Annotated in this window: 24 protein-coding genes and 1 tRNA gene; 7 read left to right on the top strand and 18 right to left on the bottom strand. The window is 69.9% G+C overall.

The window, feature by feature from the left end; translation table 11 throughout:
- Positions 1 to 8 precede the first annotated feature (8 nt).
- From ACTWPV_RS15390 to ACTWPV_RS15340, 11 genes are all read right to left on the bottom strand, one after another.
- Entirely contained in the window at positions 9 to 935 is a 927-nt protein-coding gene (locus tag ACTWPV_RS15390) for a glycosyltransferase family 2 protein (protein ID WP_443152269.1), read from the bottom strand.
- The gene (locus ACTWPV_RS15385) at positions 932 to 1825 is read right to left on the bottom strand and encodes a sulfotransferase family protein (RefSeq protein WP_443152268.1); all 894 of its coding nucleotides are present in this window, start codon (positions 1823 to 1825) and stop codon (positions 932 to 934) included. The genes ACTWPV_RS15390 and ACTWPV_RS15385 overlap by 4 nt, the downstream gene beginning before the upstream one ends.
- Before the next feature lie 90 nt (positions 1826 to 1915).
- Positions 1916 to 3178, bottom strand: coding sequence for a sulfate adenylyltransferase subunit CysN (gene cysN, locus ACTWPV_RS15380; RefSeq protein ID WP_347624137.1), 1263 nt, complete (start codon positions 3176 to 3178; stop codon positions 1916 to 1918).
- A complete protein-coding gene (cysD, locus tag ACTWPV_RS15375; RefSeq protein WP_347646222.1) occupies positions 3178 to 4092 on the bottom strand; it encodes a sulfate adenylyltransferase subunit CysD in 915 nt (304 codons plus the stop codon). The genes cysN and cysD overlap by 1 nt, the downstream gene beginning before the upstream one ends.
- 18 nt (positions 4093 to 4110) lie before the next feature.
- On the bottom strand, positions 4111 to 4947 hold the full coding sequence (locus ACTWPV_RS15370) for a 3'(2'),5'-bisphosphate nucleotidase CysQ (RefSeq protein WP_443152267.1): 837 nt from the start codon (positions 4945 to 4947) through the stop codon (positions 4111 to 4113).
- A complete protein-coding gene (locus tag ACTWPV_RS15365) occupies positions 4947 to 6386 on the bottom strand; it encodes a sugar transferase (RefSeq protein ID WP_347646456.1) in 1440 nt (479 codons plus the stop codon). Before ACTWPV_RS15365 ends, ACTWPV_RS15370 begins: the two co-directional genes overlap by 1 nt.
- A 110-nt stretch (positions 6387 to 6496) precedes the next feature.
- Positions 6497 to 7081 (bottom strand): aminoacyl-tRNA hydrolase, encoded by a 585-nt coding sequence (gene pth, locus ACTWPV_RS15360; protein ID WP_347646220.1) that lies wholly within the window; start codon positions 7079 to 7081, stop codon positions 6497 to 6499.
- Positions 7082 to 7143: 62 nt separating this feature from the next.
- Positions 7144 to 7758, bottom strand: a complete 615-nt coding sequence (locus ACTWPV_RS15355) for a 50S ribosomal protein L25/general stress protein Ctc (protein ID WP_443152266.1) — start codon at positions 7756 to 7758, stop codon at positions 7144 to 7146.
- A gap of 138 nt (positions 7759 to 7896) precedes the next feature.
- Positions 7897 to 8874 carry a ribose-phosphate diphosphokinase gene (locus tag ACTWPV_RS15350; RefSeq protein WP_347646218.1) on the bottom strand — a complete coding sequence of 326 codons (978 nt, stop codon included), beginning with the start codon at positions 8872 to 8874 and terminating at the stop codon, positions 7897 to 7899.
- Positions 8875 to 8938: 64 nt separating this feature from the next.
- A complete protein-coding gene (gene glmU, locus ACTWPV_RS15345; RefSeq protein WP_347646217.1) occupies positions 8939 to 10387 on the bottom strand; it encodes a bifunctional UDP-N-acetylglucosamine diphosphorylase/glucosamine-1-phosphate N-acetyltransferase GlmU in 1449 nt (482 codons plus the stop codon).
- Between the two features lie 126 nt (positions 10388 to 10513).
- Positions 10514 to 10585: transfer RNA gene (locus ACTWPV_RS15340), tRNA-Gln, on the bottom strand.
- Between the two features lie 301 nt (positions 10586 to 10886).
- Here ACTWPV_RS15340 and ACTWPV_RS15335 point away from each other — a divergent pair.
- The 4 genes from ACTWPV_RS15335 (at position 10887) to ACTWPV_RS15320 (ending at position 15792) form a co-directional block, all read left to right on the top strand.
- Positions 10887 to 11825, top strand: coding sequence for an acyl-CoA desaturase (locus ACTWPV_RS15335; RefSeq protein ID WP_443152265.1), 939 nt, complete (start codon positions 10887 to 10889; stop codon positions 11823 to 11825).
- A gap of 43 nt (positions 11826 to 11868) precedes the next feature.
- Entirely contained in the window at positions 11869 to 12771 is a 903-nt protein-coding gene (locus ACTWPV_RS15330; RefSeq protein ID WP_443152264.1) for a TetR/AcrR family transcriptional regulator, read from the top strand.
- Positions 12772 to 12890: 119 nt separating this feature from the next.
- Entirely contained in the window at positions 12891 to 14951 is a 2061-nt protein-coding gene (locus tag ACTWPV_RS15325; protein WP_347646215.1) for an RNA degradosome polyphosphate kinase, read from the top strand.
- Positions 14944 to 15792, top strand: a complete 849-nt coding sequence (locus tag ACTWPV_RS15320; protein WP_443152263.1) for an NUDIX hydrolase — start codon at positions 14944 to 14946, stop codon at positions 15790 to 15792. The genes ACTWPV_RS15325 and ACTWPV_RS15320 overlap by 8 nt, the downstream gene beginning before the upstream one ends.
- A 101-nt stretch (positions 15793 to 15893) precedes the next feature.
- Here the strand turns inward: ACTWPV_RS15320 and ACTWPV_RS15315 are convergent, their stop codons facing one another.
- Genes ACTWPV_RS15315 through ACTWPV_RS15305 form a run of 3 tightly spaced genes read right to left on the bottom strand, consistent with a single transcriptional unit; the run spans position 15894 to position 18556 of the window.
- Complete coding sequence (locus ACTWPV_RS15315) at positions 15894 to 17372, bottom strand: CYTH and CHAD domain-containing protein (protein WP_443152262.1); 1479 nt, start codon at positions 17370 to 17372, stop codon at positions 15894 to 15896.
- Between the two features lie 52 nt (positions 17373 to 17424).
- Positions 17425 to 17775, bottom strand: coding sequence for a glyoxalase (locus ACTWPV_RS15310; RefSeq protein WP_347646212.1), 351 nt, complete (start codon positions 17773 to 17775; stop codon positions 17425 to 17427).
- A 10-nt stretch (positions 17776 to 17785) separates the two neighbouring features.
- Positions 17786 to 18556 carry a trans-aconitate 2-methyltransferase gene (locus ACTWPV_RS15305; RefSeq protein ID WP_347646211.1) on the bottom strand — a complete coding sequence of 257 codons (771 nt, stop codon included), beginning with the start codon at positions 18554 to 18556 and terminating at the stop codon, positions 17786 to 17788.
- A gap of 57 nt (positions 18557 to 18613) precedes the next feature.
- Between ACTWPV_RS15305 and ACTWPV_RS15300 the strand changes: the two genes are divergently transcribed.
- Positions 18614 to 19120, top strand: a complete 507-nt coding sequence (locus ACTWPV_RS15300; protein WP_347624150.1) for a MarR family winged helix-turn-helix transcriptional regulator — start codon at positions 18614 to 18616, stop codon at positions 19118 to 19120.
- 294 nt (positions 19121 to 19414) lie between these two features.
- Here ACTWPV_RS15300 and ACTWPV_RS15295 read toward each other — a convergent pair whose 3' ends face one another.
- Positions 19415 to 21247, bottom strand: a complete 1833-nt coding sequence (locus ACTWPV_RS15295) for an ABC-F family ATP-binding cassette domain-containing protein (RefSeq protein WP_443152261.1) — start codon at positions 21245 to 21247, stop codon at positions 19415 to 19417.
- Between the two features lie 202 nt (positions 21248 to 21449).
- Positions 21450 to 22352 carry a 4-(cytidine 5'-diphospho)-2-C-methyl-D-erythritol kinase gene (locus ACTWPV_RS15290; protein WP_347646209.1) on the bottom strand — a complete coding sequence of 301 codons (903 nt, stop codon included), beginning with the start codon at positions 22350 to 22352 and terminating at the stop codon, positions 21450 to 21452.
- A gap of 292 nt (positions 22353 to 22644) precedes the next feature.
- Between ACTWPV_RS15290 and ACTWPV_RS15285 the strand changes: the two genes are divergently transcribed.
- A complete protein-coding gene (locus ACTWPV_RS15285) occupies positions 22645 to 23496 on the top strand; it encodes an arginase family protein (RefSeq protein ID WP_443152450.1) in 852 nt (283 codons plus the stop codon).
- A gap of 45 nt (positions 23497 to 23541) precedes the next feature.
- Here the strand turns inward: ACTWPV_RS15285 and ACTWPV_RS15280 are convergent, their stop codons facing one another.
- On the bottom strand, positions 23542 to 24057 hold the full coding sequence (locus ACTWPV_RS15280; protein WP_443152260.1) for an NlpC/P60 family protein: 516 nt from the start codon (positions 24055 to 24057) through the stop codon (positions 23542 to 23544).
- A gap of 314 nt (positions 24058 to 24371) precedes the next feature.
- Between ACTWPV_RS15280 and ACTWPV_RS15275 the strand changes: the two genes are divergently transcribed.
- The gene (locus tag ACTWPV_RS15275; protein ID WP_443152259.1) at positions 24372 to 24725 is read left to right on the top strand and encodes a hypothetical protein; all 354 of its coding nucleotides are present in this window, start codon (positions 24372 to 24374) and stop codon (positions 24723 to 24725) included.
- 68 nt (positions 24726 to 24793) lie between these two features.
- On the opposite strand, the gene rsmA is transcribed toward ACTWPV_RS15275, so the two are convergent.
- Positions 24794 to 25654 carry a 16S rRNA (adenine(1518)-N(6)/adenine(1519)-N(6))-dimethyltransferase RsmA gene (gene rsmA / locus ACTWPV_RS15270; RefSeq protein ID WP_443152258.1) on the bottom strand — a complete coding sequence of 287 codons (861 nt, stop codon included), beginning with the start codon at positions 25652 to 25654 and terminating at the stop codon, positions 24794 to 24796.
- Positions 25655 to 25663 lie beyond the last annotated feature (9 nt).

The following is a 25663-nucleotide window of genomic DNA, read 5'->3' as shown; positions in this document are numbered from 1 at the left end:
GGGCGGAGTCAAATGCCGTGCCCCCTGTGGTGGAGCGTTGTGAGGACGGTGGGCGCGGAGACGAGACCGGCCGCCACGGCGAGCGCGATCGCCGCGCGCGGCTCGCCCAGCCGGGCCGCGAACGTGCGCAGCGCCCAGCGGGCGGCCTCGCGGCGGTGCCCGAGCGCGGCGTGGCTGAAGGCGAGCTGGCCGTAGATCCGCGCCGCGCCCCGGGGGTCCCCGGCGAGCTCGGGGTGGCGGGCGAGCATCCAGTCGAGCCCGGCGATGCGGTCGGCCCAGCGCGTGGCGTAGTGGGATCCGCCCCATCGCACCCGGACCAGCGGACGGTCGACCTGCACGATCGGCCGGCGCCTGGCGGCGCGCAGGGCGAGGTCCCAGTCTTCGTTCTGCCCGGCGGGGGCGGTCTCGTCCACCCACAACGAGCCGCGCTCGAACAGGAACGTCGACGAGTGCACCATCACCATCCGCGAACGGACCAGGTCGCCGGCCGTCACCGTCGAGGCGCCGGCGAGGCGGATCACGCGACGGCCGGCGTATTCGACCTCGATGCCGCAGCTGGCGAACTCGCCGCCGTCGCGCAGCGCCCGCACCTGCGCGGCGAGCTTGCCGGGCAGCCACACGTCGTCGTCGTCGCAGAACGCGACGAGGTCGGTGTCGCACGCCGCGATCCCGGTGTTCCGTGCCCCTGGGAGCCCGGGGGTGAGCACGTTGGGCATGACCCGCAGCCGTGCGGGCCGGTCAGGAGAGGCCACGTCGGCCACCTGCTCGGCGACGTCGCGGGCCGCGGCGGCCGGCTCGGCGTCAGAGGTGTCGGCCACCACGACCACGCGGAGCCCGCCGGGATGGTCCTGGGCGAGGACCGCTGCCACGGCCTCGCGCAGCTGGGCGGGGCGGTTGCCGCGGGTCGGGATCACCACGCCGACGGATGGGGTCATGCCGCGCTCCGATAGCCGTACCGGGCCCTGAGCGGCCAGGTGAGCAGGTCGACTGCGCGCCGGTCGCGGCCCGCCAGCCCCGACACCCAGGCGTCGTCCCGCCGGAGCTCCACCCGCCCCACGCGGAAGCGCATCGGGTTGCCGGAGGCCGTGTGGGAGGGGCCGAGCCAGGCGGTCGAGCCGTCGATGAACGGCAGGTCCGCCGCGGCCAGGCCGAGGCCGTGGGCCAGGCGGGTGAGCGTGACCACGGGCGCGGCCACGAGGTCTTCGTAGCGGACGCGGATCACCCGCGCCCCGCGCCCGGCGAGCAGCTCGAGCGCGGCGTTCTGGGCCGTCCAGTGGACGGCCGCTCTGGCGGGGCCCCAGCGGGTCATGGGACGCCCGTCCTCGGGGCGCTCGACGGTCCTGCCCCAGGAGTGGGCGACGGCGCGCGGGTCTCGGACCACGTGGACGATCGACACGTCCACGCCCGCGGCGACCAGGCAGCAGGCCAGGGACGCGTGCTTGCTGGAGTCGATCACGACAGGCGCGCCCGCGGCGGAGTAGAGCGTCTGGTACGCCCGCGCGTATTCGGCCAGGTCGGGATGCGCGATGCGGGGGATCCTGCGGGTGCGGTCGACCCGGCGCCGCAACGTCAGGACCCTTCCGGCCACTGACGTGGTCCAGCCACCGAACGCCCGCTCACCGACCGCACGCCAGAAGGCACAGGCCGGGAAGGCCGCACCGCACCCGCAGAGCTCCTGCGCGAGGACGCCCCTCTCCCAGAGGTGCACCACCTCTCCCAGCGCCACCACGCCGGGCAGCTCGCCCAGCAGCCTTTCCAGCAGCGTGGTGCCGCTGCGGCCGAGGCCTCCCAGGTAGATGACCCGGGCGGGTGGGTGGTCGGTCACGGAAAAGGGCCTTCGCGTCGCCAACACGGAACGCGAAGACCCTAGCGCGGAGCGTAATCAGATGGTCACGGATTCGCCAAAAGATCTACCTCAGTGCGCGTCCATGACCATGCCGGCGGCGACCGTGCCGTTCGTGGCCTCGTCTACGAGGATGAAGCCGCCGGTCATCCGGTTGCGGGAGTAGTCGTCCACGAACAGCGGCTGGGTGACCCGCAGCGACACCCGCCCGATCTCGTTGAGGCCGAGCGACGTGGCCTCTTCGTCCCGGTGCAGCGTGTTGACGTCGAGCCGGTAGTGCAGGTCGCGCACCAGGGCGCGCGCCGTACGGGTGGTGTGCTTGATCGTCAGCTTGGTGCGGGGCGTCAGCTTGATGCCGTCGGCCATCCAGCAGATCATCGCCTCCAGCTCCTGCGCGACGTGCGGCTGGTTGTTGGGCCTGGCGATCATGTCGCCGCGCGAGATGTCGAGGTCGTCCTCGAAGCGCAGTGTCACCGACATGGGCGAGAACGCCTCCTCCACCGGACCGTCGAACGTGTCGATCGACGCGATCCGCGTGGTGAGCCCCGAGGGCAGGTGCATCACCTCGTCGCCCGGCTTGAGCACCCCGCCAGCCACCTGGCCGGCGTAGCCGCGGTAGTCGTGGAAGGCGTGGTCGGTGGCCCGCTGCGGGCGGATCACGTACTGGACGGGGAAGCGCACGTCGGTCAGGTTGCGGTCGGAGGCGATGTGCACGTTCTCCAGGTGGTGCAGCAGCGACGTGCCGAGATACCAGGGCATGTTCTCCGAGCGGGAGACCACGTTGTCGCCGTTGAGCGCGGAGATCGGGATGAAGGTGAGGTCGCCGACGTTCAGCTTGGACGCGAACGAGGTGAACTCCTCCCTGATCTCCTCGAACCGCTCCTGCGAGTAGTCGACCAGGTCCATCTTGTTGACGGCGAGCACCAGGTGCGGCACGCGCAGCAGCGAGGCCAGGAACGCGTGGCGCCGCGACTGCTCCAGCACCCCCTTGCGGGCGTCGATGAGGATGATCGCCAGGTCTGCTGTGGAGGCGCCGGTGACCATGTTGCGGGTGTACTGGATGTGGCCGGGCGTGTCGGCGATGATGAACTTGCGGCGCGGTGTCGCGAAATAGCGATAGGCCACGTCGATCGTGATGCCCTGCTCGCGCTCGGCTCGCAGCCCGTCGGTCAGCAGCGACAGGTCGGTGTATTCGGTGCCGCGGTCGCGCGAGGTGCGCTCGACGGCCTCGAGCTGGTCCTCGAAGATCGCCTTGGAGTCGTAGAGCAACCGTCCGATGAGGGTGGACTTGCCGTCGTCGACGCTCCCCGCAGTGGCAAAGCGAAGAATGTCCATCAGAAGTAGCCCTCTCTCTTCCTGTCCTCCATGGCGGCCTCGGACGCCCGGTCGTCGGCCCTGGTGGCGCCGCGCTCGGTGATCCGGGTGGCCGCGATCTCCTCGATGATCTCCTCGACCGTGGTGGCCGGGGACTGCACGGCGCCCGTGCAGGTCATGTCGCCCACGGTGCGGTAGCGCACCACCGCTTCGTACAGCGGCTCGTCGTCGCCGCGCTGGACGACGTCGGCGTCGGGCAGCAGCATGCCGTCGCGCTCGAACACCTTGCGGGTGTGGGCGAAGTAGATGGAGGGAATCTCGATGCCCTCGCGCCTGATGTAGTCCCAGACGTCGAGCTCGGTCCAGTTGGACAGCGGGAAGACACGGATGTGCTCGCCCTTGCGGATGCGGGCGTTGTAAAGGTTCCACAGCTCGGGGCGCTGGTTCTTCGGATCCCACTGGCCGAAGTCGTCGCGGAAGGAGAACACCCGCTCCTTGGCCCTGGCCTTCTCCTCGTCGCGCCTGGCTCCGCCGAACACGGCGTCGAACTCGTGCGCCTCGATCGCGTCGAGCAGCGTGGTGGTCTGCAGGCGGTTGCGCGAGGCGCGCCGGCCCGTCTGCTCGACGACCCTGCCCTGGTCGATCGACTCCTGCACGCTGGCCACGATCAGGCGCGCGCCGAGCTCGGCGGTGCGGCGGTCACGGAACTCGATGACCTCGTCGAAGTTGTGGCCGGTGTCGACGTGCATGAGCGGGAACGGGATGGGTGCGGGCCAGAACGCCTTCTCCGCGATGCGGAGCATGACGATCGAGTCCTTGCCTCCGGAGAAGAGCAGACAGGGGCGCTCGAACTCGGCGGCCACCTCACGCATGATGTGAATGGCCTCTGCCTCGAGCACGTCGAGCTGCGACGTCGTGTAGTCGCGCTGGAGCATGGAAGCTTCCTCCGGAGGTCAGCGGTGCAGGTCCCGGATCCCGGCCAGCAGGGATGCCGCCAGATCGGGTAGGGAAACCAGGATATCGGGTAGGGACGGGTCGGCTTGGTTGTAGATCAGCTCGGAGCCGTCGATGCGGCTCGCGTGAACCCCTGCGGCCAGGGCGACGGCGACCGGCGCGGCGGAATCCCACTCGTACTGGCCCCCGGCGTGTACGTACGCCTCGACCTCGCCAGTGAGCACCGCCGAGATCTTCGCCCCCGCCGATCCGATCGGCACGAGATCGGCGCCGACCAGGTCGGCCAGCTTCTGGACGAACTCGGGCGGCCGGGTGCGGCTCACCGCGATGCGGAAACGCCCCTTCTCGTGGGCGGGAGGCTTGGGCGGGTCGGCGGTCGTCAGCGTACGGCCCTGGGCGGGCAGCGCCACGGCGCCCGCGGTCAGCCTGCCGCGCTCCCACAACGCCACGTGCACAGCCCAGTCCGACCGGCCCTCCGCACCCATGGTCGCGCTCCCCACGGCCCCTTCGTGGTCACGCAAGCTGCCGCCTCCGGGGCCTGCTCGCCGCTCCGAGAACTCGCGGGTGCCGTCCAGAGGATCGACGATCCACACCCGGTCGGCGGTGAGGCGGCGCGGGTCGAGGCGCTCCTCGCGAGTGGCCTCCTCCGACAGCACGCAGTCGCTCGGCCGCAGCCTGGCCAGCGACTCCATGAGCAGGACGTGGGCGGCGCGATCGCCCTCGGCCCGCAGCGCGGCGGGGTCGTCGAACCCGGTGCGCTCGCGGACCCCCAGCAGCCGTTCGCCGGCCTCGGTGGCCAGGTCAGCGGCGAGGGCGTGATCGTCGCGAATCGTCATCAATAAGCTCCTTGCCCGCGGGCGACGGCCGACCAAGTCTTCCACAGGATCTGGAGGTCCAGAGTGAGGGACCAGTTCTCGACGTAACGCAGGTCTAGACGGACGGATTCCTCCCACGATAGGTCAGATCTACCGTTGACCTGCCACAGCCCGGTCAGCCCAGGGCGTACGAGGAGTCTTCTGCGCACGTCGTCACCGTAGCGCGCCACCTCCTCGGGCAGCGGCGGGCGGGGGCCGACGAGCGACATGTGACCGCGTACGACGTTGATGAGCTGGGGCAGCTCGTCGAGCGAGTGGCGGCGCATCAGCGCGCCGAGCGGCGTGACCCGCGGATCGTTGCGCATCTTGAACAGCAGCCCGTCGCGGTCGCTGACCAGTGTGATCTTCTGCCGTTCCGCGCCGCGCCGCATGGTGCGGAACTTCACGATGGTGAACACCTTCCCGCCCTTGCCGACCCGGGTCTGCCGGAACAGCGCGGGCCCCGGGCTCGTCACGCGGACGGCGATCGCCAGCACCACCAGCACGGGCGCCAGCAGCACGAGCAGCGCGGCCGCGACCAGCCGGTCGAAGACGTTCTTGACCAGTTGCCTGGCCCCGGTGAGCTCGGGATGCTCCACGTGCAGCAGCGGCAGCCCGGCGACGGGCCTGATCGTGGTGCGCGGGCCGGCGACGTCCATCAGCGCGGGGGCCACCACGAGCTCGGTGTGGGTGCGCTCCAGCCGCCAGGCCAGCCGGCGCAGTGCCTGTCCGTCCATCTCGGGGCAGGCCAGGACGGCCACGGTGTCGGCGGTGTACTGGCCGACCGCGATCGGCACGTCGCTGAGGTCGCCGGCGACCGGCACCTCGCCCACGTTGTCGCCGGCACGTCCGCCGGGCAGGCAGGCCGCCACGACGTCCATGCCGTGATGGCGTTCCCTGCGGAAGAGCCGCACCAGTTCGGCGATCGCGACAGGATGGCCGACCGCGACCACCCGGCGCATGCACCCGCCCGCCGCCCTGCGCCGGTGCAGCGAGCGCCGCAGGCCGTAGCGGAGCACCAGCGTGAAGAGGGTGACCAGGGGCAGTGCCAGCACGACGTAGCCGCGGGCGACGTCGGTCTTGGTCACGTAGGAGCCGATGGCGGTGCCCGCGGTCAGCGCCACGCCCGCCTGCAGGATCCTGCGGAACTCCTCGGAGCCGACGCCCAGCATGCGCGGCTCGTAGGCCCTGTTGAGCGCCACCGCGCAGCACCACACCACCGGCAGGGCCATGCTGACCAGGAGGTATGGCAGCACGTAGGGGGTGAGCCCGCCGAACCTGATCGTGAAGGCGATCGTGGCCGCGGCGCCCGCCCCGCACAGGTCGGCCAGCACGGCGCGCACCTGGTAGGAGCGCACCCAGGAGGGCACGCGCGGCCCGACCCCCCAGGAGACGGCATGACCGTTTCCGGCGACGGCCATGAGCCCTTCACCGCGCACACGCGCCTCCCCGGTGACCATTCCCGTACGGACAGTCACAGATCGTAGCGGCGGGGAAGCTGGAGGAACCGGCGAACGGCTCTATGCGGCGATCAGCGAGGTGGGCCGGAAATGTGCAGATCAGCCCGATGGAAATCGTTCTGGGTGGCCTCGAGGCCTCGGGCCATCAACGACTCCACCACGTCGGCCGCCCGGTCGACGAGGAAGGGCAGGTCTTTACGATCGGCGGTGGCGAAGTCTCTGAGCACGTAGGAGGCAGGGTCCATGCGGCCGGGCGGGCGTCCGATGCCGAACCGCACCCGCAGGTAGTCGCGGGTGCCGAGGACCTTGGTGATCGACTTGAGGCCGTTGTGGCCGTTGTCGCCGCCGCCGAGCTTCGCCCGCAGCGCGCCGTAGGGGACGTCGAGCTCGTCGTGGACGACGATCAGCCGGTCGACGCCGATCTTGTAGAAGTCGGAGAGCGCCTTGACGGGCCCGCCGGAGAGGTTCATGTAGGTCAGGGGCTTGGCGAGGATGGCCTCGCGGGTCTCGCAGACCTCGGCCCGGCTCTTGTGCGCCTTGAACCGCCCGCCGGCCCTGGCGGCCAGCTCGTCGAGCACCATGAAGCCCGCATTGTGCCGGTTGCCCGCGTATTCGGGCCCTGGATTGCCCAGCCCGGCGATCAGCCAGCGATCCATGTGATCCCCTCATAGCGCAACGGAGCGGCTCGTGCGAAGCCGCCCCGTTGCCCGGATGGCCGTTATTCGGCGGAGGCCTCGGCGCCCTCGGGAGCCTCGGCGACCTCGCCCTCGGCCTCGGCGACCTCCTCGGCAGCCTCGACCGGCTTGTTGATGACGTGGAGGACCACGACGTCGGCGTCGGCGGACAGCGTGGTGCCCTGCGGCAGCGGGAGGTCGGCGGCGGTGATCACCTTGCCCACCTCCAGGCCCTCGACGTCGACCTCGACACCGGTCGGGATGTGGGTGGCCTCGGCCTCGACGGCGATGGAGACGAGCTGCTGGTCGAGCAGGCCGTCGGGGTGGACGTCGCCGACGGTGGTGACCGGGATCTCGACGGTGACCTTCTCGCCCTTCTTGACCAGGAGCAGGTCGACGTGCTCGACGAAGCCCTTGATCGGGTCGCGCTGCACGCCCTTGGGCAGCGCCAGCTCGTCGATGCCCTCACCCTCGAGGCGGATCAGCACGTTGGCCGTCCGGAGCGCGAGCAGCACCTCGTGGCCCGGCAGGGTCAGGTGCTTGGGGTCGGTGCCGTGCCCGTAGAGAACGGCGGGCACCTTGTCCGCGCGACGGATCTTGCGGGCGGCGCCCTTGCCGAACGCGGTGCGCTGCTCGGCGGCGATACGTACTTCAGACACGACATCTCCTAGGGATGCTTCATCGGATCGGTGAGCGCTCCCCCTCACCCGCCCTAGCGGAAGGCGTTACGAGCGCAACCCTGACAGTCTACCGGCCGGCCAGCCTCCGGCCGACCAGCCTTCATCCGTCCCGCTCGATCACGTGTCACCCTCGAACAGGCTCGTGACGGAGCCGTCCTTGAAGATCTCGGTGATGGCGCGCGCGATGAGCGGCGCGATCGTCAGGACGGTCAGCTTGTCGAACCTGTTGGCCGCCGACAGGGGCAGGGTGTTGGTGACGATCACCTCGCTGATGCGGGAGTTCTTCAGCCGGTCGACCGCCGGCTCGGAGAAGACCGCGTGGGTGGCGGCGGCGATGACGTTGGTGGCGCCCTGCTCGTAGAGGGCGTCGGCGGCCTTGCAGATCGTGCCCGCGGTGTCGATCATGTCGTCGATCAGCACACAGGTGCGGCCGCGTACGGTGCCGACGACTTCGTTGACCTTGACCGAGTTGGCCACGTCGAGGTCGCGCCGCTTGTGGATGAACGCCAGCGGCGTGCCGAGCGTGTCGGCCCAGCGCTCCGACAGGCGGACCCGGCCGGTGTCGGGCGAGACGATGGTGGTGTTGGCCAGGTCGAGTTTGTTCTTCAGGTAGTTTTCCAGCACCGGCATGGCGAACAGGTGGTCGACCGGGCCGTCGAAGAAGCCCTGGATCTGCGAGGTGTGCAGGTCGATCGACATGAGGCGGTCGGCGCCGGCGGTCTTGAACAGGTCGGCCATCAGCCTGGCCGTGATGGGCTCGCGGCCGCGGCCCTTCTTGTCCTGGCGTGCGTAGCCGAAGAACGGCATGACCACGGTGATGCGCTTGGCGGAGGCCCGCTTCAGCGCGTCGACCATGATGAGCTGTTCCATGATCCACTGATTGATGGGCCCGGTGTGGCTCTGGATGACGAAGGCGTCGCAGCCGCGTACGGACTCGAGGTAGCGGGCGTAGATCTCGCCGTTGGCGAAGTCGATGAGTTTGGTGGGCGTGAGAGAGACGCCGACGTGCTCGGCCACCTCTTCGGCCAGTTCGGGGTAGGCCCGGCCGGAGAAGAGCATGAGATTCTTCTCGCCCGGCTGCTTGATGCTGGTCATGAGACCCCCTTCGTCACTCTCACGACCACGGTGCCGTGCTGCTCGATGACCTCGGCAAGCTCGGTCATGCTTCTTTCTCCTGATCCCGCTCGGCCAGCGCCCGCTGGGCGGCCGCGGCCGACTTGGTGCCCGCGCGCCTGCGCAGGACCCATTTCTCGATGTTGCGCTGCCGCGCCCGTGCCACGCCGATCGCGCCCGGCGGGACGTCGTCGGCGATCACCGAGCCCGCCGCCGTGTAGGCGCCGTCGCCGACGGTCACGGGGGCGACGAGCATGGTGTCGCAGCCGACGAACGCGCCGTCGCGCACGGTGGTGTGGTGCTTGTCGACCCCGTCGTAGTTGACGAAGACGGTGGAGGCGCCGATGTTGACGTCGTCGCCGATCGTGGCGTCACCGGCGTAGGACAGGTGCGGCACCTTGGAACGCTCGCCGACCTTGGTGTTCTTCATCTCGACGAAGGTGCCGGCCTTCGATCCGCGGCCGATCACCGTGCCGGGGCGGAGGTAGGCGTAGGGGCCGACGTTGGCCTCCGGCCCGATGTCGGCGTGGTCGCAGACCGCGTTGCGGACGGTCGCACCCGCCCCGACCCGGGTGCTGGTGAGCGTGGTGGCGGGGCCGATCTCGGCGCCCGCCTCGATGACGGTGTCGCCGTGGAGCTGGGTGCCCGGGTGGATCACCGCGTCGGGCGCGATGCGTACGCTCACGTCGATCCAGGTGCCGGCCGGGTCGATGATCGTGACGCCGGCGCGCATGTGGGCCTCCAGCAGCCGCCGGTTGAGCACCTGGCGGGCGGCGGCCAGCTGGACGCGGTCGTTGACGCCCTCGACCTCGACGAAGTCGCCGGCCACGCACGCGCCGACCCGGTGGCCGTCGCCGCGCAGGATGGCCAGCACGTCGGTGAGGTATTCCTCGCCCTGGGCGTTGTCGGCGGACACCCGCTTGACGGCGTCGGCCAGCAGCTCGCCGTCGAAGGCGTAGATGCCGGAGTTCATCTCCTTGACGGCGCGCTGCCCGGCGTCGGCGTCCTTCTCCTCGACGATCTCCAGCACGGCGCCGGAATCGTCACGGATGATCCGCCCGTAGCCGGTCGGGTCGGGCACCTCGGCCGTCAGCACGGTGACCGCGTTGCCGTCGGCGTCGTGCCGTTCGAGCAGCGTGGCGAGGGTCTGGGGGCGCAGCAGCGGCACGTCGCCGTAGGTGACCAGGACCGTGCCGGAGATCGTGCCGACCTCTTCGAGGACGGTGCGCACGGCGTGGCCGGTGCCACGCTGCTCGTTCTGGACGACGGCGCGCGCGTCGGGGCTGGTGGCCGCCAGGTGGCCGCGCATGCGTTCGAGCGCGTGGCCGATCACCACGATGAGCCGCTCAGGGCCGAGATCGCGGGCGGCGGCGAGCATGTGGTCGAGCAGCGCGCGGCCGCACAACTCGTGCAGGACTTTCGGGGTCTGGCTTTTCATCCGGGTGCCCTCGCCCGCGGCGAGGACGATGACGGCTGCCGGGCGCGGCACACTCACGGACTGAGGCTCCCTGTGGCTGGACGGATCAGGGTTGTACAGTGCGGCTACCGCACCGACACCCTCCCGACACCGTGAGGATACCTGGCCTCAGCCCGGACGCTCAGCGGGGGGATCACCTCTAAGCTCCCGGAAGAGGACTCGAACCCCTACAAAGTGGACCAAAACCACTTGTCCTGCCGATTAGACGATCCGGGACAGATCGGACACGTGGCGTCCGACACATCCCTACGATACCGAGCCCGCACGTGCGCGCGCGCCCGAAATTACGCCCCGGCTCCGCGTGGCGGGTGATCCGCCCAGGTGAGAGCGACGATACGGATACGCCCCACCCTTAACAGACCAGCCAAGAAGTCGCAAGGCATGAACCCCACCCACCTTGCCCAGCGGATCTTCACCTTCGCCATATTCCCGGCTTAGGTCTTCCTAACTTACGCTGGCGTAGGTTACGGTGGCGTAGCCGGACATTCGTCCCTATACAGGCACTTGGAGGTCGCCCATGACCGTTACCACCGAACGTTCCACCCCTGCCCCGAAGCCGGACTTCGAACCAGAACCACGGTCGAAGACCGAACTCGTCACCTTCACCCTCGTCGTCGGGCTCCCCCTCGTGGCGATCGCGGCGGCCGTCCCGCTGGCCTGGGGCTGGGGCCTCGGATGGACGGACGTGATCATCGCCCTCGTCTTCTACGTCGTCTCGGGGCTCGGCGTCACCGTCGGTCTGCACCGCTACTTCACGCACGGATCGTTCAAGGCCAAGCGGCCGCTCAAGATCGCGATGGGCATCGCCGGCAGCCTGTCGCTGGAGATGTCGGTGCTCGACTGGGTCGCCACCCACCGCAAGCACCACAAGTTCTCCGACAAGGAGGGCGACCCGCACTCGCCGTGGCGCTTCGGCCCCGGATTCAAGAACATGACCAAGGGCCTGCTCTACGCCCACATGGGCTGGCTGTTCGAGAGCGAGCGTACGAACAGGGAGAAGTACGCCCCCGACCTGTGCAAGGACCCCGACGTCATCAAGCTGCACAAGTGGTTCGGCCCGCTGGCCCTCGTCTCGATCCTCCTGCCCGGCCTGCTCGGTCTGCTCGTCACCTGGTCCTGGCAGGGCGCGCTGACCGCGCTGTTCTGGGGCTCGCTCGTCCGCATCGGCCTGCTGCACCACGTCACCTGGTCCATCAACTCCATCTGCCACGTCTTCGGCGAGGAGGACTTCCAGGTGCGTGACAAGTCGCGCAACGTGTGGTGGCTGGCCATCCCGTCCTTCGGCGAGTCGTGGCACAACCTGCACCACTCCGACCCGACCTGCGCCAGGCACGGCGCGCTCAAGGGCCAGATCGACCTGAGCGCCGGCCTCATCCGCATCTTCGAGCGGCTGGGCTGGGTGTACGACGTACGCTGGCCTACTCCGGAGCGGCTGGCGGCGAAACGCATTGCCTGACGCCGAACAGCCGAAGGGCGGCCACACTGCCGTGGCCGTCATTATGGAGACCGTGACGGAACCCCGATCCCGCAGGCGCATGTCCGGTAGCGAGCGAAGAGAGCAGCTGGTCCGCATCAGCCGCACGCTCTTCGCTGAGAAGGGGTTCGACGGGACCTCTATCGAAGAGATCGCCGCTACCGCGCAGGTGTCCAAACCCGTGGTCTACGAACATTTCGGCGGCAAGGAAGGCGTCTACGCGGTCGTGGTCGACCGCGAGATGCAGAAGCTGCTCGGCATGATCACTGAAGCCCTCGCCGCCTCCCACTCCCTCATCAAGCTGGAGCGGGCCGCACTGGCCCTGCTGCAGTACATCGAGGAGAGCAGCGAGGGCTTCCGCATTCTGGTGCGCGACTCCCACGCGGCTTCGGGCACGGGCACGTTCGCGAGCCTCATCAGCGAGATCGCGAGCCAGGTGGAGGACGTCCTCGCCGACGAGTTCGCCGCCCGCGGCTACGAGCCCAAGCTCGCGCCGATGTACGCGCAGATGCTGGTCGGCATGGTGGCGCTGACCGGGCAGTGGTGGCTCGACGTGCGCAAGCCGGGGCGCGAGGAGGTGGCCGCTCATCTGGTCAACCTGGCGTGGAACGGTCTTACGGGGCTCAACCCCAGCCCGGCCATCAGCCTCACGACCCGCCAGCTGACGCCGCCGGTCAAGGCGCGCGCCAGCGAGAAGGAGCTGCGCGAGCTGGAGAAGGCGCGCGAGAAGGAGCTCAAAGAGGCCGAGAAGCTCCGCCAGCGCGAGCTCAAAGAGGCCGAGAAGGCCAGGGTGCGCGAGTTGAAGGAGCGCGAGCGGCTGCTGAAGGAGGCCGAGAAGGCGCGCGAACGGGAGGAGAAGATCCGCCAGCGCGAGGCCCGCCTAGCGGAGCGCGCGGCGCGTCTCGGTCACGTGGATCACCCGGAGTGACCTCTTGAACGTCCAGGTCATCACGGATGACGATGGGGTTGAGCAGGGCTGACCGATGAGGGTGAGCCGTTGCGACGACGTTAACGTTCTGTTCAATTAATCGGGGCAATATACCCCATATGTCCGCGGAAGCGTTTCACCCCGCCAACGACCTGCCCCTCCCCCAGGAACGATTTCTCAACCGCGAGGAGAGCTGGCTCCAGTTCAACGAGCGCGTGCTCGAACTGGCCGAGGACGCCTCGGTGCCGCTGCTGGAACGGGTGCGCTTCCTGGCGATCTTCGCGAGCAACCTCGACGAGTTCTTCCGCGTACGGGTGGCCGGGCTGAAACGGCGGATGGCCACCGGCCTGCTGCTGCGGACCAAGAGCGGCCTCAAGCCCCGTGAGGAGCTGGCCAGGATCGGCACGGTCGCCGACGAGCTGGCCAGACGGCACGCGGCGGCCTTCCACCACCACATCCTCCCGCGGCTGGCGGGCGAGGGCATCGAGATCGTCAGGTGGGACGACCTGTGCCGGGAGGAGCGCACGGAGCTGCGCAAGCTGTTCAGGGAGCGGATCAGGCCGGTGTTGACGCCGCTGGCCGTCGACCCCGCCCATCCTTTTCCCTATATTTCAGGGCTCAGCCTGAATCTGGCCGTCCTGGTGCGCAACCCGTCGACCGATCACACCGTGTTCGCGCGGGTCAAGGTCCCGTCGCAGTTGCCGCGGTTCGTCCCCGCGTCCAAGGACCGCTTCGTGCCGCTGGAGGACGTCATCGCGGCGCATCTCGGCCAGCTCTTCAAGGGCATGGAGATCCTCCAGCACCACGTCTTCCGCGTGACCAGGAACGAGGATCTCGACGTGGACGAGGACGTCACGGAGAACCTCATGCAGGCCCTGGAGAAAGAGCTTCTCAAGCGGCGCTTCGGCCCGCCGGTGCGGCTCGAGGTCGAGGACACGATCACGCCCGAGGTGCTGGCGCCGCTCGTGGAGGAGCTGGAGCTCGCGCCCCACGAGATCTACCGGCTGCCGGGGCCGCTCGACCTGAGCGGCCTGCACGCCATCGCCGACCTCGACCGCGGCGAGCTCGGCTACCGGCCGTTCGTGCCCGCCGAAGTGATCAACGCCGAGGACGACGTCTTCACGATCCTGCGCGAGCGCGACGTGCTGCTGCACCACCCGTACGACTCGTTCGCCACCAGCGTGCAGCGCTTCATCGAGGTCGCCGCGGCCGACCCCCGCGTCCTGGCCATCAAGCAGACCCTCTACCGCACCAGCGGCGAGTCGCCCATCGTGGACGCGCTGATCGACGCGGCGGAGGCGGGCAAGCAGGTCGTGGTGGTCGTGGAGATCAAGGCCCGCTTCGACGAGCACGCCAACATCTCCTGGGCCCGCAAGCTCGAACGCGCCGGCTGCCACGTCGTCTACGGCGTGGTCGGGCTGAAGACGCACTGCAAGCTGGCGCTGGTGATCCGTCAGGAGATCTCGGGCGAGCTGCGCCGCTACTGCCACATCGGCACCGGCAACTACAACCCCAAGACCGCCCGCCAGTACGAGGACTTCGGCCTGCTCACCGCGGACCCGCTGGTCGGCGAGGACGTCACCGACCTGTTCATCCACCTGACCGGCTACTCCAACCACTCCGCCTACCGGCGGCTGCTGGTCGCGCCCCACTCCATGCGCAGCGGGCTGCTGGCCAGGATCGAGCGGGAGATCGCCCATCAGCTGGCCGGGCGCCCGGCCAGGATCAGGATCAAGACGAACTCGCTGGTGGACGAGCCGATCATCGACGCGCTCTACCGGGCGTCCAGGGCCGGCGTGCCGGTGGATCTCTGGGTGCGGGGCATCTGCACGCTCCGGCCAGGGATTCCTGATTTGTCCGAAAATATCCGCGTAAGGTCGGTCTTGGGGCGCTTTTTGGAGCACTCCCGGGTGTACGAGTTCGGCCTCGGCCGCCGGCCCGAGGTCTGGATCGGCAGCGCCGACCTGATGCGCAGAAACCTGGACCGCCGCGTCGAAGCCCTGGTCAAGGTGACATCCCAGCAGCACAAGACGTACCTCGTCGAGCTGATGGACCGGGTCATGGCCGAGACGACCAACTCGTGGTGGCTCGGCTCCGACGGCGCATGGGTCCGCCACCCGGGTGAGGACCTGCAGAGCCACCTCATCGGCACCCGCCGCTGGAGGACCGTTGATGACTGACCTGCTCCGCGCGGCCGGGGCCGTGGTCTGGAGGGGCGAGGAGAGCAGCCCCGACGTGGCCGTCATCCACCGTCCCGCCTACGACGACTGGACCTTCCCCAAGGGCAAGCTGAAGTCCGGCGAGCACGTGATCGCCGCCGCCCTGCGCGAGGTGCGCGAGGAGACCGGCATGACGGTCGTGCTCGGCCGCGCGCTGCCCCCCATCCACTACCTCAGGTCCGAGCGGCTCAAGCGGGTGGACTACTGGGCGGGCAGGGTGGTCGCCGACGACGGGTTCGTGCCCGGCGACGAGGTGGACGAGCTGCGCTGGCTGCCGGTGGACGAGGCCAGGCGGCTGCTGACGTACGAGTGGGACGCGGGACTGCTGCGGGCGCTGGCCGCCGCTCCCCTGGAGACCACGCCCCTCGTCCTCGTCCGGCACGGCTCGGCCGGCTCCAGGAGTGAGTGGCCGGGCGAGGACGCGGAACGCCCGCTCGACGACGCCGGGCGTGCCCAGGCGGCGAGCCTGGCCACCGCGCTGCCCGCCTACCGGCCCGAGCTGCTCGTGAGCTCCCCCAGCGTCCGGTGCGTCCAGACCCTGGAGCCGTACCGGGACGCGCTGCCGTATGGGGCGACGATCCGGATCGAGCCGCTGCTCAGCGAGGAGGACCAGGACCCGCGCGAGACCCCGGCCCTGGTCGGCGACCTCACGGCGCCCGCGGCGGTGTGCAGCCACGGGAAGGTGCTGCCCGGGCTCATCGAGGCGCTCAGCGGCAGGAGCGTGCACCTGCGCAAGGGCGCCTTCGCCGTGCTGCACCGGGCCGGCGGGCACGTCGTCGGCGTCGAGCGTTACCCGGCGTGAGAGTGCCGGGCGGCCGGGCGGCGGATGCCGAACACGCCGGGACCAGGCCGCCGGCACCTCGAGCAGCCCGCTCCGTGCGAACGGGATGACCGGAAGAGTCGTCACAGAACCTTGTTCACCGCTTCGACGGTCTGTGCCCAGACCTTGGGGAACTCGGCGTGTGCCCGCTCGGCCGTGCCGCGCTCGAGCCCGACGAGCAGCCCGTACGTGAAGGTGTCCTCGCCTGCCTGGCGGGCCTTCCCAGCCTCCTTCTCCAGGGTCTCCTGCGCGACCACGCCGTCCTGGTGCGTCCCCAGGATCTCCTGGATGCCCTCGGCGAGTTCGGCGAGCTTGACCATGGCGTTGCCCAGCGTGGGACGGAGCGCCTCCGCGGTGTACCGAGCGCGTTTGGCCGCCTTGCGCACGTCGTGCATGGCGATCTCCCGGCGTTCGGGGTCCTCGATGGCCTGGGCGGTGTCGTACGCCCTGGTCACGCGGTCCCAGTTGGCCGCCGCGATGGCGCTGAGCCGCTTCTGCGCGGGCTTGGCCGCGGCCTTGCCCAGCTTCGGGGCGGAGACGAGGGCATCGAGCGAGTCGAGGAGGGTGTAGTAGCGTTCGCCGCTGAGCGCCTCCTTGATCCGCTCGTACGCCTCCTGTTCGCGTTCGAGCAGATCCGCGCCGAGCCGGGCCCGGATGGGGCCCGTGACCAGTTCGGGGGCCAGCCCGTCCAGCGCCTTGCCGAACCTGGCCCTGATGACCTCCAGGTCGCGGGCCTCGCCGAGGACGGCGCCGACCCAGCGCAGCTCGTCCTGGAGCTGGTCTGTGCCGGTCACGACGGTCTTGAACGCTTTGAGCGCGCTGCGCATCCTGCGGGCGGCCACCCGCATCTGGTGCACCGCGTCGTCCTCCGCCCTGCGTACGCGGGGGTCCTGCGAGAGGAGGGCGGCCACCTGGCCGGCCAGGTAGGCGACGACGATCTCGCCGGCCGTGCCCGGCTCGGTGGAGGCTTTGGGGAGCGGGGCGGGTTCGAGGAGCTTGGCGAGCTTGCTGGAGGAGGCCGACGGGGTCGCGCCCGCCTTCCTGAGCCGCTTGCCGACCTTGGCCAGCAGCGCCTTGTCGCCGCCTTCGAGCAGTTCGGCCTCGACCTCGCGCCACCGCACGACCATGGGCTCCACGCCGAAGACGGTGCCCTTCACGCGGTCGTCGGCGACCTCGACGAGCCTCGCGTCGCCGTCGAACAGGACCGTGACGCTCCTGCGCGTGTCGAGCTGAGCGACCGGCCGGAGCGCGGCGCCGCGGGTGAAGGCGCGGACGAGCTCGGCCAGCTCCGCCGGCACAATCTTGGTGCTGCGGGTGAGGGGACGGGTGATCTCCTGGCGCGCGCCCTTGGCCTTGGGCAGCTTGAGGTGCCAGCCGGAATCGGCGCCCCCTCGTCGTCGTCTGAGGGTGACGCCCCGGGAGGCCAGCCGCAGATCGGGCGTGTCATAGTAGAGCGCCACGAGCTGGTAAGTCTTCGGACCGACGATCTCGGCCAGCCCACTCAGGTCCGGAATCTCGTACTCTGCGGTGACATCGAACTTGTCCTCGATCTCGATTCCCACTACGCCTCGCAAAAGTCCGATTTAGGACAATAATGCCACCCTTAGGTGAACATCAGGCGAATTGCAGGAGCTCGATTCTGTTGCCCACCGGGTCGGAGACGTAGATGCGGCGGAAGCCGGGAAAGAGGTCGTCCGGCACGGCTCCGGGGATCTTCGCGGCGTAGGCGTCGATGTCGTCCACCAGGAACGCGGGGTGGGCCTTGCGGGCGGGCCTGAAGCCGTCCTCGATGCCGAGGTGCACCTCCACGCCCTCGCCCCTGAACCACGCGCCGCCGCGCCTGGCCAGCTCGGGCGGCTTGGGCACCTCCTCCAGGCCGAGCACGCCCGCGTAGAACTCTCGCAGCAGCGGCTCGCTCCCCGCGGGCGCGGCGAGCTGAACGTGATGCAGTGCTCTGATCATCATTTTCCCTGCCTCATTTCTGCAGCACGACGAAGATTCTTCTGAACGGAAAGGGCGTGCCGTAATTTCTGGCCGGATAGGCGTCGGCGAGCGCCGGGGCGAGGTCGCGCTTGAACCGCCGCTGCTCGTCCGGGGCGAGGCGGTCGAAAACCGGCCGCAGGGCGGTGCCCGACACCCAGTCGAGCACCGGATTCTCGCCATGGAGCACGTGGATGTAGGTCGTCTCCCAGGCGTCGACCTGAGAGCCGCCCTGGTTGAGCAGGTCGAGGTAGTCGAAGGGCTCGTCGACCGGCTTCCCCCTGAGCACGTCGCCGAGCCGGTCGGACCAGGCGCGGGAGGCACACAGCTCGCGGATCGCGACATGGCTGGGCGCATCGAAGTTGCCCGGCACCTGGAAGGCCAGCCAGCCGCCCGGCGCCAGCTCCTCGACCCAGTGCTCCAGCACGGAGTGGTGATCGGGCACCCACTGCAGCACGGCGTTGGAGACGATCACGTCCACCGACCGGTCGGGCCGCCACATGGCCACGTCGGCGACCGCGAACCTGGCCTTCGTCTCCAGCCGCCGCGCCTTGGAGATCATCGCGGGCGAGGAGTCGAAACCCTCCACGGTCGCGCCGGGCCAGCGAGCGCCCAGCTGGGCGGTGAGCTCGCCGCTGCCGCAGCCGGCGTCCACGACATAGTCGGGATCGACCGCCCCTACCCTGGAGATCAGCTCGATGAAGGGCCTCGACCGCTCGTCCGCATAGACGGCGTACGTTACAGGGTCCCACATATCTCTTGACATGAAGATAATTGATATCGAGAGAGATATCTCGATGTCAAGACAGTACACTCTTGTGTCATGACCGAGGATGCTAGAGACGAGGTCGACCGCCTCGTCGCGGCTTGGCGGACGGAGCGCCCCGACCTCGACGTCGAACCGCTCCAGGTGCTCTCCAGGGTGTCACGACTGGCCAAGCATCTCGACAGGGCTCGACGGGCGGCGTTCGCCGAACACGACCTGGAGCCGTGGGAGTTCGACGTGCTGACAGCGCTGCGGCGGGCCGGCAAACCGTACGAACTCAGCCCGGGCGCCCTGCTGCGGGCCACGCTCGTGACCTCCGGCACGATGACCAACCGCATCGACCGCCTCGCACAGGCCGGGCACGTGCGGCGTCGCCCCGACCCCGAAGACCGGCGCGGCGTGCTCGTCTCCCTCACCGAGACCGGCCTCGCCCGCGTCGACGCCGCCTTCTCCGACCTGCTCCGCCGCGAACACGACCTCCTGTCCGGCCTCGGCCCCACCGACCAGCGCGCCCTAGCCTCCCTCCTCCGCACCCTCCTCACCCCGTTCGACTCTCCGCCGTGAACCTCTCCCCCGGGCGGGCCCCTCACCCCTCTTCCACCCGCTCGGCCCCTCTCCGCAGCGCCGTCCCCCGTCCACCCGATCAGCGCCCGCCGTGGCGGGTCGAGCCGGCGGCGCTGCCCGGGTCGGCTCGCGCGCGCCCCAGCTTCTTGTACGGCAAGCCGAGTTACCCGCCCCGCCGACGTCAGCGGCCCTCCGTCACGCGCCGGTCGTGAGGGCCAACGGCGCACTCGCCGTCACGAGCGTCCCTTCACCGTCCGCTTCGCCGCGGCGGCACCAGAACGCCAGATGGTGAGATCAGTCGCCGAGACGGTCGGCGGTCTCCAGCCACTCGGCTTCGATGGTGTCCTTCTGGGCGGTGATCTCGCGGAGCTCGGCGTCGAGGGTGCCCAGCCTCGCATAGTCGGTGGCCGCATCGGCCATCGCGGCGTGCAACCTGGACTCCTGGTCGCTCAGCTTGTCGAGCTGGCGTTCGAGGCGGTTGAGCTCCTTGCGGAGCTCGCGCTCCTCCTTGGCCGAGAGCCCGCTCTGAGCAGCGAGGGCCGGATCCGACGCAGGGGAGCCGGCGGCGCCGGGACCCGTGGTCGTGGTGGTCGTCGTGGTGGTGCCGGCCACACGGGCCGTCAGGGCCGTGCCGGCGGCGCGGCGTTCGAGATATTCGTCGACCCCGCCGGGCAGCAGCGACAGCTTCCCGTCACCCAGCAGCGCGACGCAGCGATCGGTCACCCGCTCGAGGAAGTAGCGGTCGTGGCTCACCAGGATCAGCGTGCCGGGCCAGCCGTCCAGCAGGTCTTCGAGCTCGTTGAGCGTCTCGATGTCGAGATCGTTGGTGGGCTCGTCGAGCAGCAGCACGTTGGGATCGTCCATGAGGAGCCGGAGCAGCTGCAGCCGTCGCCGCTCACCACCCGAAAGGGAGCCGACGACCTTCCACTGCGCCTCGCCCTTGAACCCCAGAAGTTCGAGCAGCTGGGACGCCGACCATTCCTTCTTGCCGACCTGGAGGTATTTGCGTATTTCCTCCACCGACTCCAGCACCCGCCGCTGCGGGTCGAGCTCGGCCAGCTCCTGCGACAGGTGCGCCAGGCGCACCGTCTTGCCCCTGACCACCCGGCCCTCGTCGGGCTTGACCGTGTCGGCGAGCAGCCGCAACACCGACGACTTGCCGGATCCGTTGACGCCGATCAGACCGATCCGGTCTCCCGGGCCGAACTGCCACGTCAGGCGATCGAGCACCAGCGGCCCGCTGCCCGGCCCGCCCGCGTGGAGGGTGACGTCGTCGAGGTCGTAGACCGTCTTGCCGAGGCGGGCCGCGGCGAACCGCATCAACTCCACGGTCTCCCGCGCCGGCGGCTCGTTCGCGATCAGCGCCTGGGCGGCCTCGATGCGGAACTTCGGCTTCGACGTGCGGGCGGGCGGACCGCGCCGCAGCCACGCGATCTCCTTGCGCATGAGGTTCTGGCGGCGCTCTTCGGCGGCCTGGGCGATCCGTGCCCGCTCCGCCTTGGCCAGCACGTAAGCGGCATATCCGCCCTCATACCGCTCGACCCGTCCGTCCACGACTTCCCACGTGCGGGTGGACACCGCGTCGAGAAACCACCGGTCGTGCGTCACGACCACCAGCGCGCTCTTCCGGCCCGCCAGATGCCCGGCCAGCCAGGCGATCGCCTCGATGTCGAGGTGGTTGGTGGGCTCGTCGAGCATGACCAGGTCGTGGTCGTCGATCAGCAACTGCGCCAGCGCCGTACGCCTGCGCTCGCCACCGGACAGATCGGCGGCCCTGGCATCCAGGTCGAGGTCGCCGATCAGGTTGGCCAGGATCTCGCGAACCCGCTGGTCGCCGGCCCACTCGTGCTCCGCCAGCCCGCCGAGCACGATCTCCTTCACGGCAGCGCCGGGGTCGAGCTCGTCGCGCTGCGACAGGAAGCCCACGCGGAGCCCGCGGTTGTGGGTGACCCGGCCGGTGTCCGGCCGCACCGCCCCGGCGATGACGGACAGCAGCGTCGTCTTACCGCCCCCGTTGCGCCCGACAACCCCGATGCGCTCCCCCGCTTCCACGCCCAGAGAGACGTCGTTGAGGAGTGGCTTGGGCCCGTAAGCATGGGAGACCGACTCAAGGTTGACCAGATTCATGGCAATCCCAGGGTATCGGCTCGTGGCAAGCCGGCCGACAGCGAAGAGCGGCCCGCCACCCGGGCGGGCCGGCGGTGAACGAGAGGCGCGACGGTCGCCGTACGGTGGCAGCGGCCACCGTACGGGAGCGGAAGGGGGTGGCGGCCACCACAAGGAGGGCGGAAGGGCGGTTCCTCGGACGGGAACTGGATGGCGGCGGTGGTCAGAGGAGGGTGGCGCCGGCGACGGGGCCGTGGGCGGGGACGGCGGTGTGGGCGGCGCCTGTCGTGGTCAGGCCACGGGCCAGATCGCGGGCGTGCAGGGCGTCGATGGCCAGGAACGCACACGTCGGACCGGAGCCGGAGACGATCGCCCCCAGCGCTCCGTGCTGGCGCCCTGCTTCGAGAGTCGGCGCGAGCTCCGGGCGGAGGCTGAGCGCGGCCTCCTGGAGGTCGTTGCTCAGGTGGGCGCCCAGAGCGTAGGCGTCGCCGGTGCCCAGAGCCTCCATCAGCGAGTCGTCGATCTGGGGCCAGGGCACCTCGGCGGCCGAAGCCTCCCTGAGGCGGTCGCACTCCGCGTAGACGCTGGCCGTGGAGAGCCCACCGTCCGCCAGCGCGAACACCCAGTGGAACAAGCCCCCGGTGGGCAACTCGCTCAGCTGCTCGCCGCGGCCCGTGCCGACCGCCGTGCCCCCGAGCAGGGAGAACGGCACGTCGCTGCCGAGGTCGGCGGCGATCTCCATGAGGTCTTCGAAGGGCAGCCCGATCCCCCACAGCTCATTGCAGGCCACCAGCGCGCCCGCCGCGTCGGCGCTGCCGCCCGCCATCCCGCCGGCGACCGGGATGTCCTTCTGGATGAGCAGGTCGGCGCCGTAGCCGCGGCCTGCGTGTTTGGCGAGCGCGCGGGCAGCCCTGATCGCCAGGTTGCCGTCGTCGACCGGCACCTGACCGGACCACTTCCCCGGCACCGACACCGTGATCGCCTCGGACTCCTTGGCCGTCACCTCATCGAAGATCGATACGGCGTGAAAGACGTTGACCAGGTCGTGGAAGCCGTCCTCCCTGAGCGGGCCGACAGAAAGTTGCACGTTGACCTTCGCAGGCACACGTACGGTCACCGAACTCATCGATCTTCTGCCACTTTCATCACTTGCCGGGGTCAAGGACACTCGATGTTATCGGGGCACGCCGCCCTGACATGCGGTTCTCGGAAGATGGCGCCGGGTGGCGACGGCCCCGCAACACATAGAGTCAAGGTCATGGGCTTATGCCCCGATTGCAATCGGTTACAAATCGTGATGTCTTGCCGCCGGTCGCTTCACTGCCGTTCGGCGCCGAGAACGCGACCGCCGACGCTTCGGTGCGGCGGCCGGGGCCCGGGCGGTCGACCGCGAGCGAGGAGGGTGTGCGTTGGCTGAGGTGACGGTGATCGAGGTGCCGCAGTGGCGGGGGTCGGGAGCTCCCACGGCTCAGCGGCTGCGGGAGGGCGCGCGGTTGCTCGCCGACATGGTGGACGCCGATCACCGGGTGCTGGTGGACGCCGATGACGATCTCGTCGGCACCGCCGCCAGGGTGCGGGAGGCAGTCGGCCCGGTGCGTGCCGGGCTGGTGGTCACCGCGGGCGGCGACTGCGGGGTCGAGTTGGAGCCTGTGGCCGCGGCGCGGAAGCGGTTCGGGGATCGGCTGGTCGTCGTCTGGTTCGACGCTCATGGGGATCTCAACACGCCTGAGTCGTCGCCTTCCGGGGCCTATCACGGGATGGTGCTGCGCGCGCTCACCGGAGAGGGCCCCGAAGGGTTGGTGCCGGAGGTGACGGTGCCGCCGGAGCGGATCGTGCTGGCCGGCGGGCGCGATCTCGACACCGCGGAGGCGGAATTCGTCGCGGCCCGAGGGATCCGGCATGTTGCGGAGGCGGATGCCGCGGCCCTCGTGGACGCGGTCGCGGCCTGCCACGGCACCCCGCTCGACGCGGCAGTCGGCTCTTCGCCCGGCACGGCGGCCGGCGCAACCGCCGGGGATTCGCATGGCGCGGCGGCCGTATATGTGCACATCGATGTCGACGTGCTCGACCCGCAGGTCTTCGCGAGCGTGGGCAGCCCGGCGCCTGGTGGACTGCACCCCGATCAGCTCCTTGCTCTGGTCGGCGCCATCGCCGAACGGTATGAGGTGGCGGGCCTGGGACTCACGGAATATGAGCCGTCCGGGCAGGAGGACCAGGAGTTGCTCTCCGGCCTGGTCGAGCGGTTGGTCGGTGTCTGCTCGGGACGGTGAGGGGCCTGCTCGGCCGTCGCCCGCTGAGGGCCGCGCGGATGACGCTCAGCCCGGACGCACGGCGCCGCGGAACGCGGAGCGGAAGTAGGGCGAGCGGAGGAAGTTGGCCCGGCGCACCACGTCGCCCGTCTTGGGAGCATGGATCATGACGCCGCCGCCGAGGAACAGGGCCACGTGGGTGGGGTCGCCCGTGCCACCGCCGAAGAACAGCAGGTCACCTCGGCGGCGAGCGCTCAGCGGGATCCTGCGGCCCTGGCGGAACTGGGCGCCGGTGTAGTGGCTCAGCCGCACCCCGGCTCTGGACCAGGCGTAAAGGGTCAGACCGCTGCAGTCGAAGCCGGTCGTGGCGGCTCCTCGCCCGATGCCGATGGTGGGGCCCTTGACCGAGCCTCCTCCCCAGGAGAAGGAGACGCCCAACTGGCTGAGTGCCGCGGCGGCGGCCGTCTCGCCTCTGGTCGGGGTGCGTTTCAGCTGCGCCAGGGCGGGATCGGGGACGGCGACGAGCGTGGTACACAGGCCTCCGCCGAGGGCGAGCCAGATGAGAACGATGCGTCGGAGCATGTGAGCCTCCCGGGTTCGTACGTGACTTCGTGGGAGGCCAGGATGATCCGGCGGGGCGAGGGGACCTGGGGCCGAGCGGGGTTCTGTGGATAACAGGGTGGCCACCGGACCGTTCTGTGGACAAGCCGCGCACGGAGATCCGCCCACGGCTGTGCCGGCTCTGTGCTGATGAGTGTGCCGGATCACTGTGCCAACCGTGCCGTTTGACTGTGCGGACGGCTGTGCGGGTTGCCGCACGTTCTGCGTGGCAGGGTCCGCGCGACAGGTTTGTAGGGTGTCCAGGCATGAGCCCCCCAGGAACAACCATGCCTCCCATGCCCGTCATCACGGCCGTGACAGTGGTGGGTCTGATCTCTGCCGCGCTGATCGCCACCCGTACGTCCCTCGCGTTCGTCGGCCTGCTCGGCGCCGCTGTGGCGTGGGGACTGTGGCAGGGGTGGCGTGGTCCCAGGCTGCTGGCGATCGTCTTCAGCGTCGCGGCGCTGTTCCGAGGCGGGCTCGTGCTGGTCGGTCTCCTCAAGGGCGAACCCTTCGCGGATCCGTACACACCGCTGATCGCCGGGGCCTTCATCGCGCTTGTCCCGGCCGGTTGCGCGACCATCGTGCTGCTCCTGGTGCCGCGGTCGTCACGAGCCTGGTTCGCTCGTCACCGCCGGCCGAAGCGCTGACACGCCGCCACCGGCGGCGCGAGCATGCCGCGGCACGGATCACGCGGACGGTGGTGTGCGCCCGTCGATCAGGGGGCGGATTCGGCTATGCGGACGAAGGCCTGGATGTCGAGTTGCTCGCCGCGCGCCGAAGGGTCCACCCCTGCGGCTCTGAGCGTGGCCTCCGCCTGGGCCGGGCTGCCCGCCCACGAGGCCAGGGCCGCGCGCAGGGTCTTGCGGCGCTGCGCGAAGGCCGCGTCGATCACCGCGAACACCTCTTCCCTCGACGCCGTCGCCGCGGGCGGGTCGCGGCGGACCAGGGAGACCAGCCCGGAATCCACGTTGGGCGCGGGCCAGAAGACCGACCGGCCGACGGGGCCCGCCCTGCGCACGTCCGCGTACCAGGCGGCCTTGACCGACGGAACGCCGTACACCTTGGAGCCGGGACCGGCGGCCAGGCGGTCGGCCACCTCCGACTGCACCATGACCAGGCCCTTGCGCAGCGACGGCAGGGCCTCCAGGAGGTGGAGCACCACCGGGACGGCCACGTTGTAGGGGAGGTTGGCCACCAGGGCGGTGGGGGCGAAGCCCAGCAGGTCGGTCTCGGAGATCTTCATGGCGTCGGCGTTGATCACCGTGAGCCGGTCGGAGGCGCCTCGGTCGGCGACGGTGAGGGGAAGCTGCTGGGCGAGCACCGGGTCGATCTCGACGGCCACGACGTGCGCGGCGGACGCCAGGAGTTCCAGCGTGAGCGAGCCGAGGCCGGGGCCCACCTCGATGACGACGTCGTCCGGGGACAGATCGGCCACGCGTACGATGCGGCGGACGGTGCCCCCGTCGATCACGAAGTTCTGCCCTAGCTTTTTTGTCGGACGAAGATCTAGCTTGTTCGCCAAAATACGTATTTCCGCAGGGCCCAACAGCCTCATCATCCCATCAGTCTCCCGCATCGAAGAACC

Source organism: Nonomuraea sp. KM88 (genome assembly GCF_052245635.1).
Lineage (GTDB): Bacteria > Actinomycetota > Actinomycetes > Streptosporangiales > Streptosporangiaceae > Nonomuraea.
Note: the sequence above shows the minus strand (reverse complement) of the source record. Positions and strands in the feature narration are given on the sequence as shown.

Excerpts from the sequence above, each read along its gene's own strand:
- ACTWPV_RS15390 (WP_443152269.1), bottom strand. The coding sequence starts at position 935 with ATGACCCCATCCGTCGGCGTGGTGATCCCGACCCGCGGCAACCGCCCC.
- cysN (WP_347624137.1), bottom strand. The coding sequence starts at position 3,178 with ATGGACATTCTTCGCTTTGCCACTGCGGGGAGCGTCGACGACGGCAAG.
- cysD (WP_347646222.1), bottom strand. The coding sequence starts at position 4,092 with ATGCTCCAGCGCGACTACACGACGTCGCAGCTCGACGTGCTCGAGGCA.
- ACTWPV_RS15370 (WP_443152267.1), bottom strand. The coding sequence starts at position 4,947 with ATGACGATTCGCGACGATCACGCCCTCGCCGCTGACCTGGCCACCGAG.
- ACTWPV_RS15365 (WP_347646456.1), bottom strand. The coding sequence starts at position 6,386 with ATGGCCGTCGCCGGAAACGGTCATGCCGTCTCCTGGGGGGTCGGGCCG.
- pth (WP_347646220.1), bottom strand. The coding sequence starts at position 7,081 with ATGGATCGCTGGCTGATCGCCGGGCTGGGCAATCCAGGGCCCGAATAC.
- ACTWPV_RS15350 (WP_347646218.1), bottom strand. The coding sequence starts at position 8,874 with ATGACCAGCATCAAGCAGCCGGGCGAGAAGAATCTCATGCTCTTCTCC.
- ACTWPV_RS15335 (WP_443152265.1), top strand. The coding sequence starts at position 10,887 with ATGACCGTTACCACCGAACGTTCCACCCCTGCCCCGAAGCCGGACTTC.
- ACTWPV_RS15330 (WP_443152264.1), top strand. The coding sequence starts at position 11,869 with ATGGAGACCGTGACGGAACCCCGATCCCGCAGGCGCATGTCCGGTAGC.
- ACTWPV_RS15325 (WP_347646215.1), top strand. The coding sequence starts at position 12,891 with ATGTCCGCGGAAGCGTTTCACCCCGCCAACGACCTGCCCCTCCCCCAG.
- ACTWPV_RS15320 (WP_443152263.1), top strand. The coding sequence starts at position 14,944 with ATGACTGACCTGCTCCGCGCGGCCGGGGCCGTGGTCTGGAGGGGCGAG.
- ACTWPV_RS15310 (WP_347646212.1), bottom strand. The coding sequence starts at position 17,775 with ATGATGATCAGAGCACTGCATCACGTTCAGCTCGCCGCGCCCGCGGGG.
- ACTWPV_RS15305 (WP_347646211.1), bottom strand. The coding sequence starts at position 18,556 with ATGTCAAGAGATATGTGGGACCCTGTAACGTACGCCGTCTATGCGGAC.
- ACTWPV_RS15300 (WP_347624150.1), top strand. The coding sequence starts at position 18,614 with ATGACCGAGGATGCTAGAGACGAGGTCGACCGCCTCGTCGCGGCTTGG.
- ACTWPV_RS15295 (WP_443152261.1), bottom strand. The coding sequence starts at position 21,247 with ATGAATCTGGTCAACCTTGAGTCGGTCTCCCATGCTTACGGGCCCAAG.
- ACTWPV_RS15290 (WP_347646209.1), bottom strand. The coding sequence starts at position 22,352 with ATGAGTTCGGTGACCGTACGTGTGCCTGCGAAGGTCAACGTGCAACTT.
- ACTWPV_RS15280 (WP_443152260.1), bottom strand. The coding sequence starts at position 24,057 with ATGCTCCGACGCATCGTTCTCATCTGGCTCGCCCTCGGCGGAGGCCTG.
- ACTWPV_RS15275 (WP_443152259.1), top strand. The coding sequence starts at position 24,372 with ATGCCCGTCATCACGGCCGTGACAGTGGTGGGTCTGATCTCTGCCGCG.
- rsmA (WP_443152258.1), bottom strand. The coding sequence starts at position 25,654 with ATGCGGGAGACTGATGGGATGATGAGGCTGTTGGGCCCTGCGGAAATA.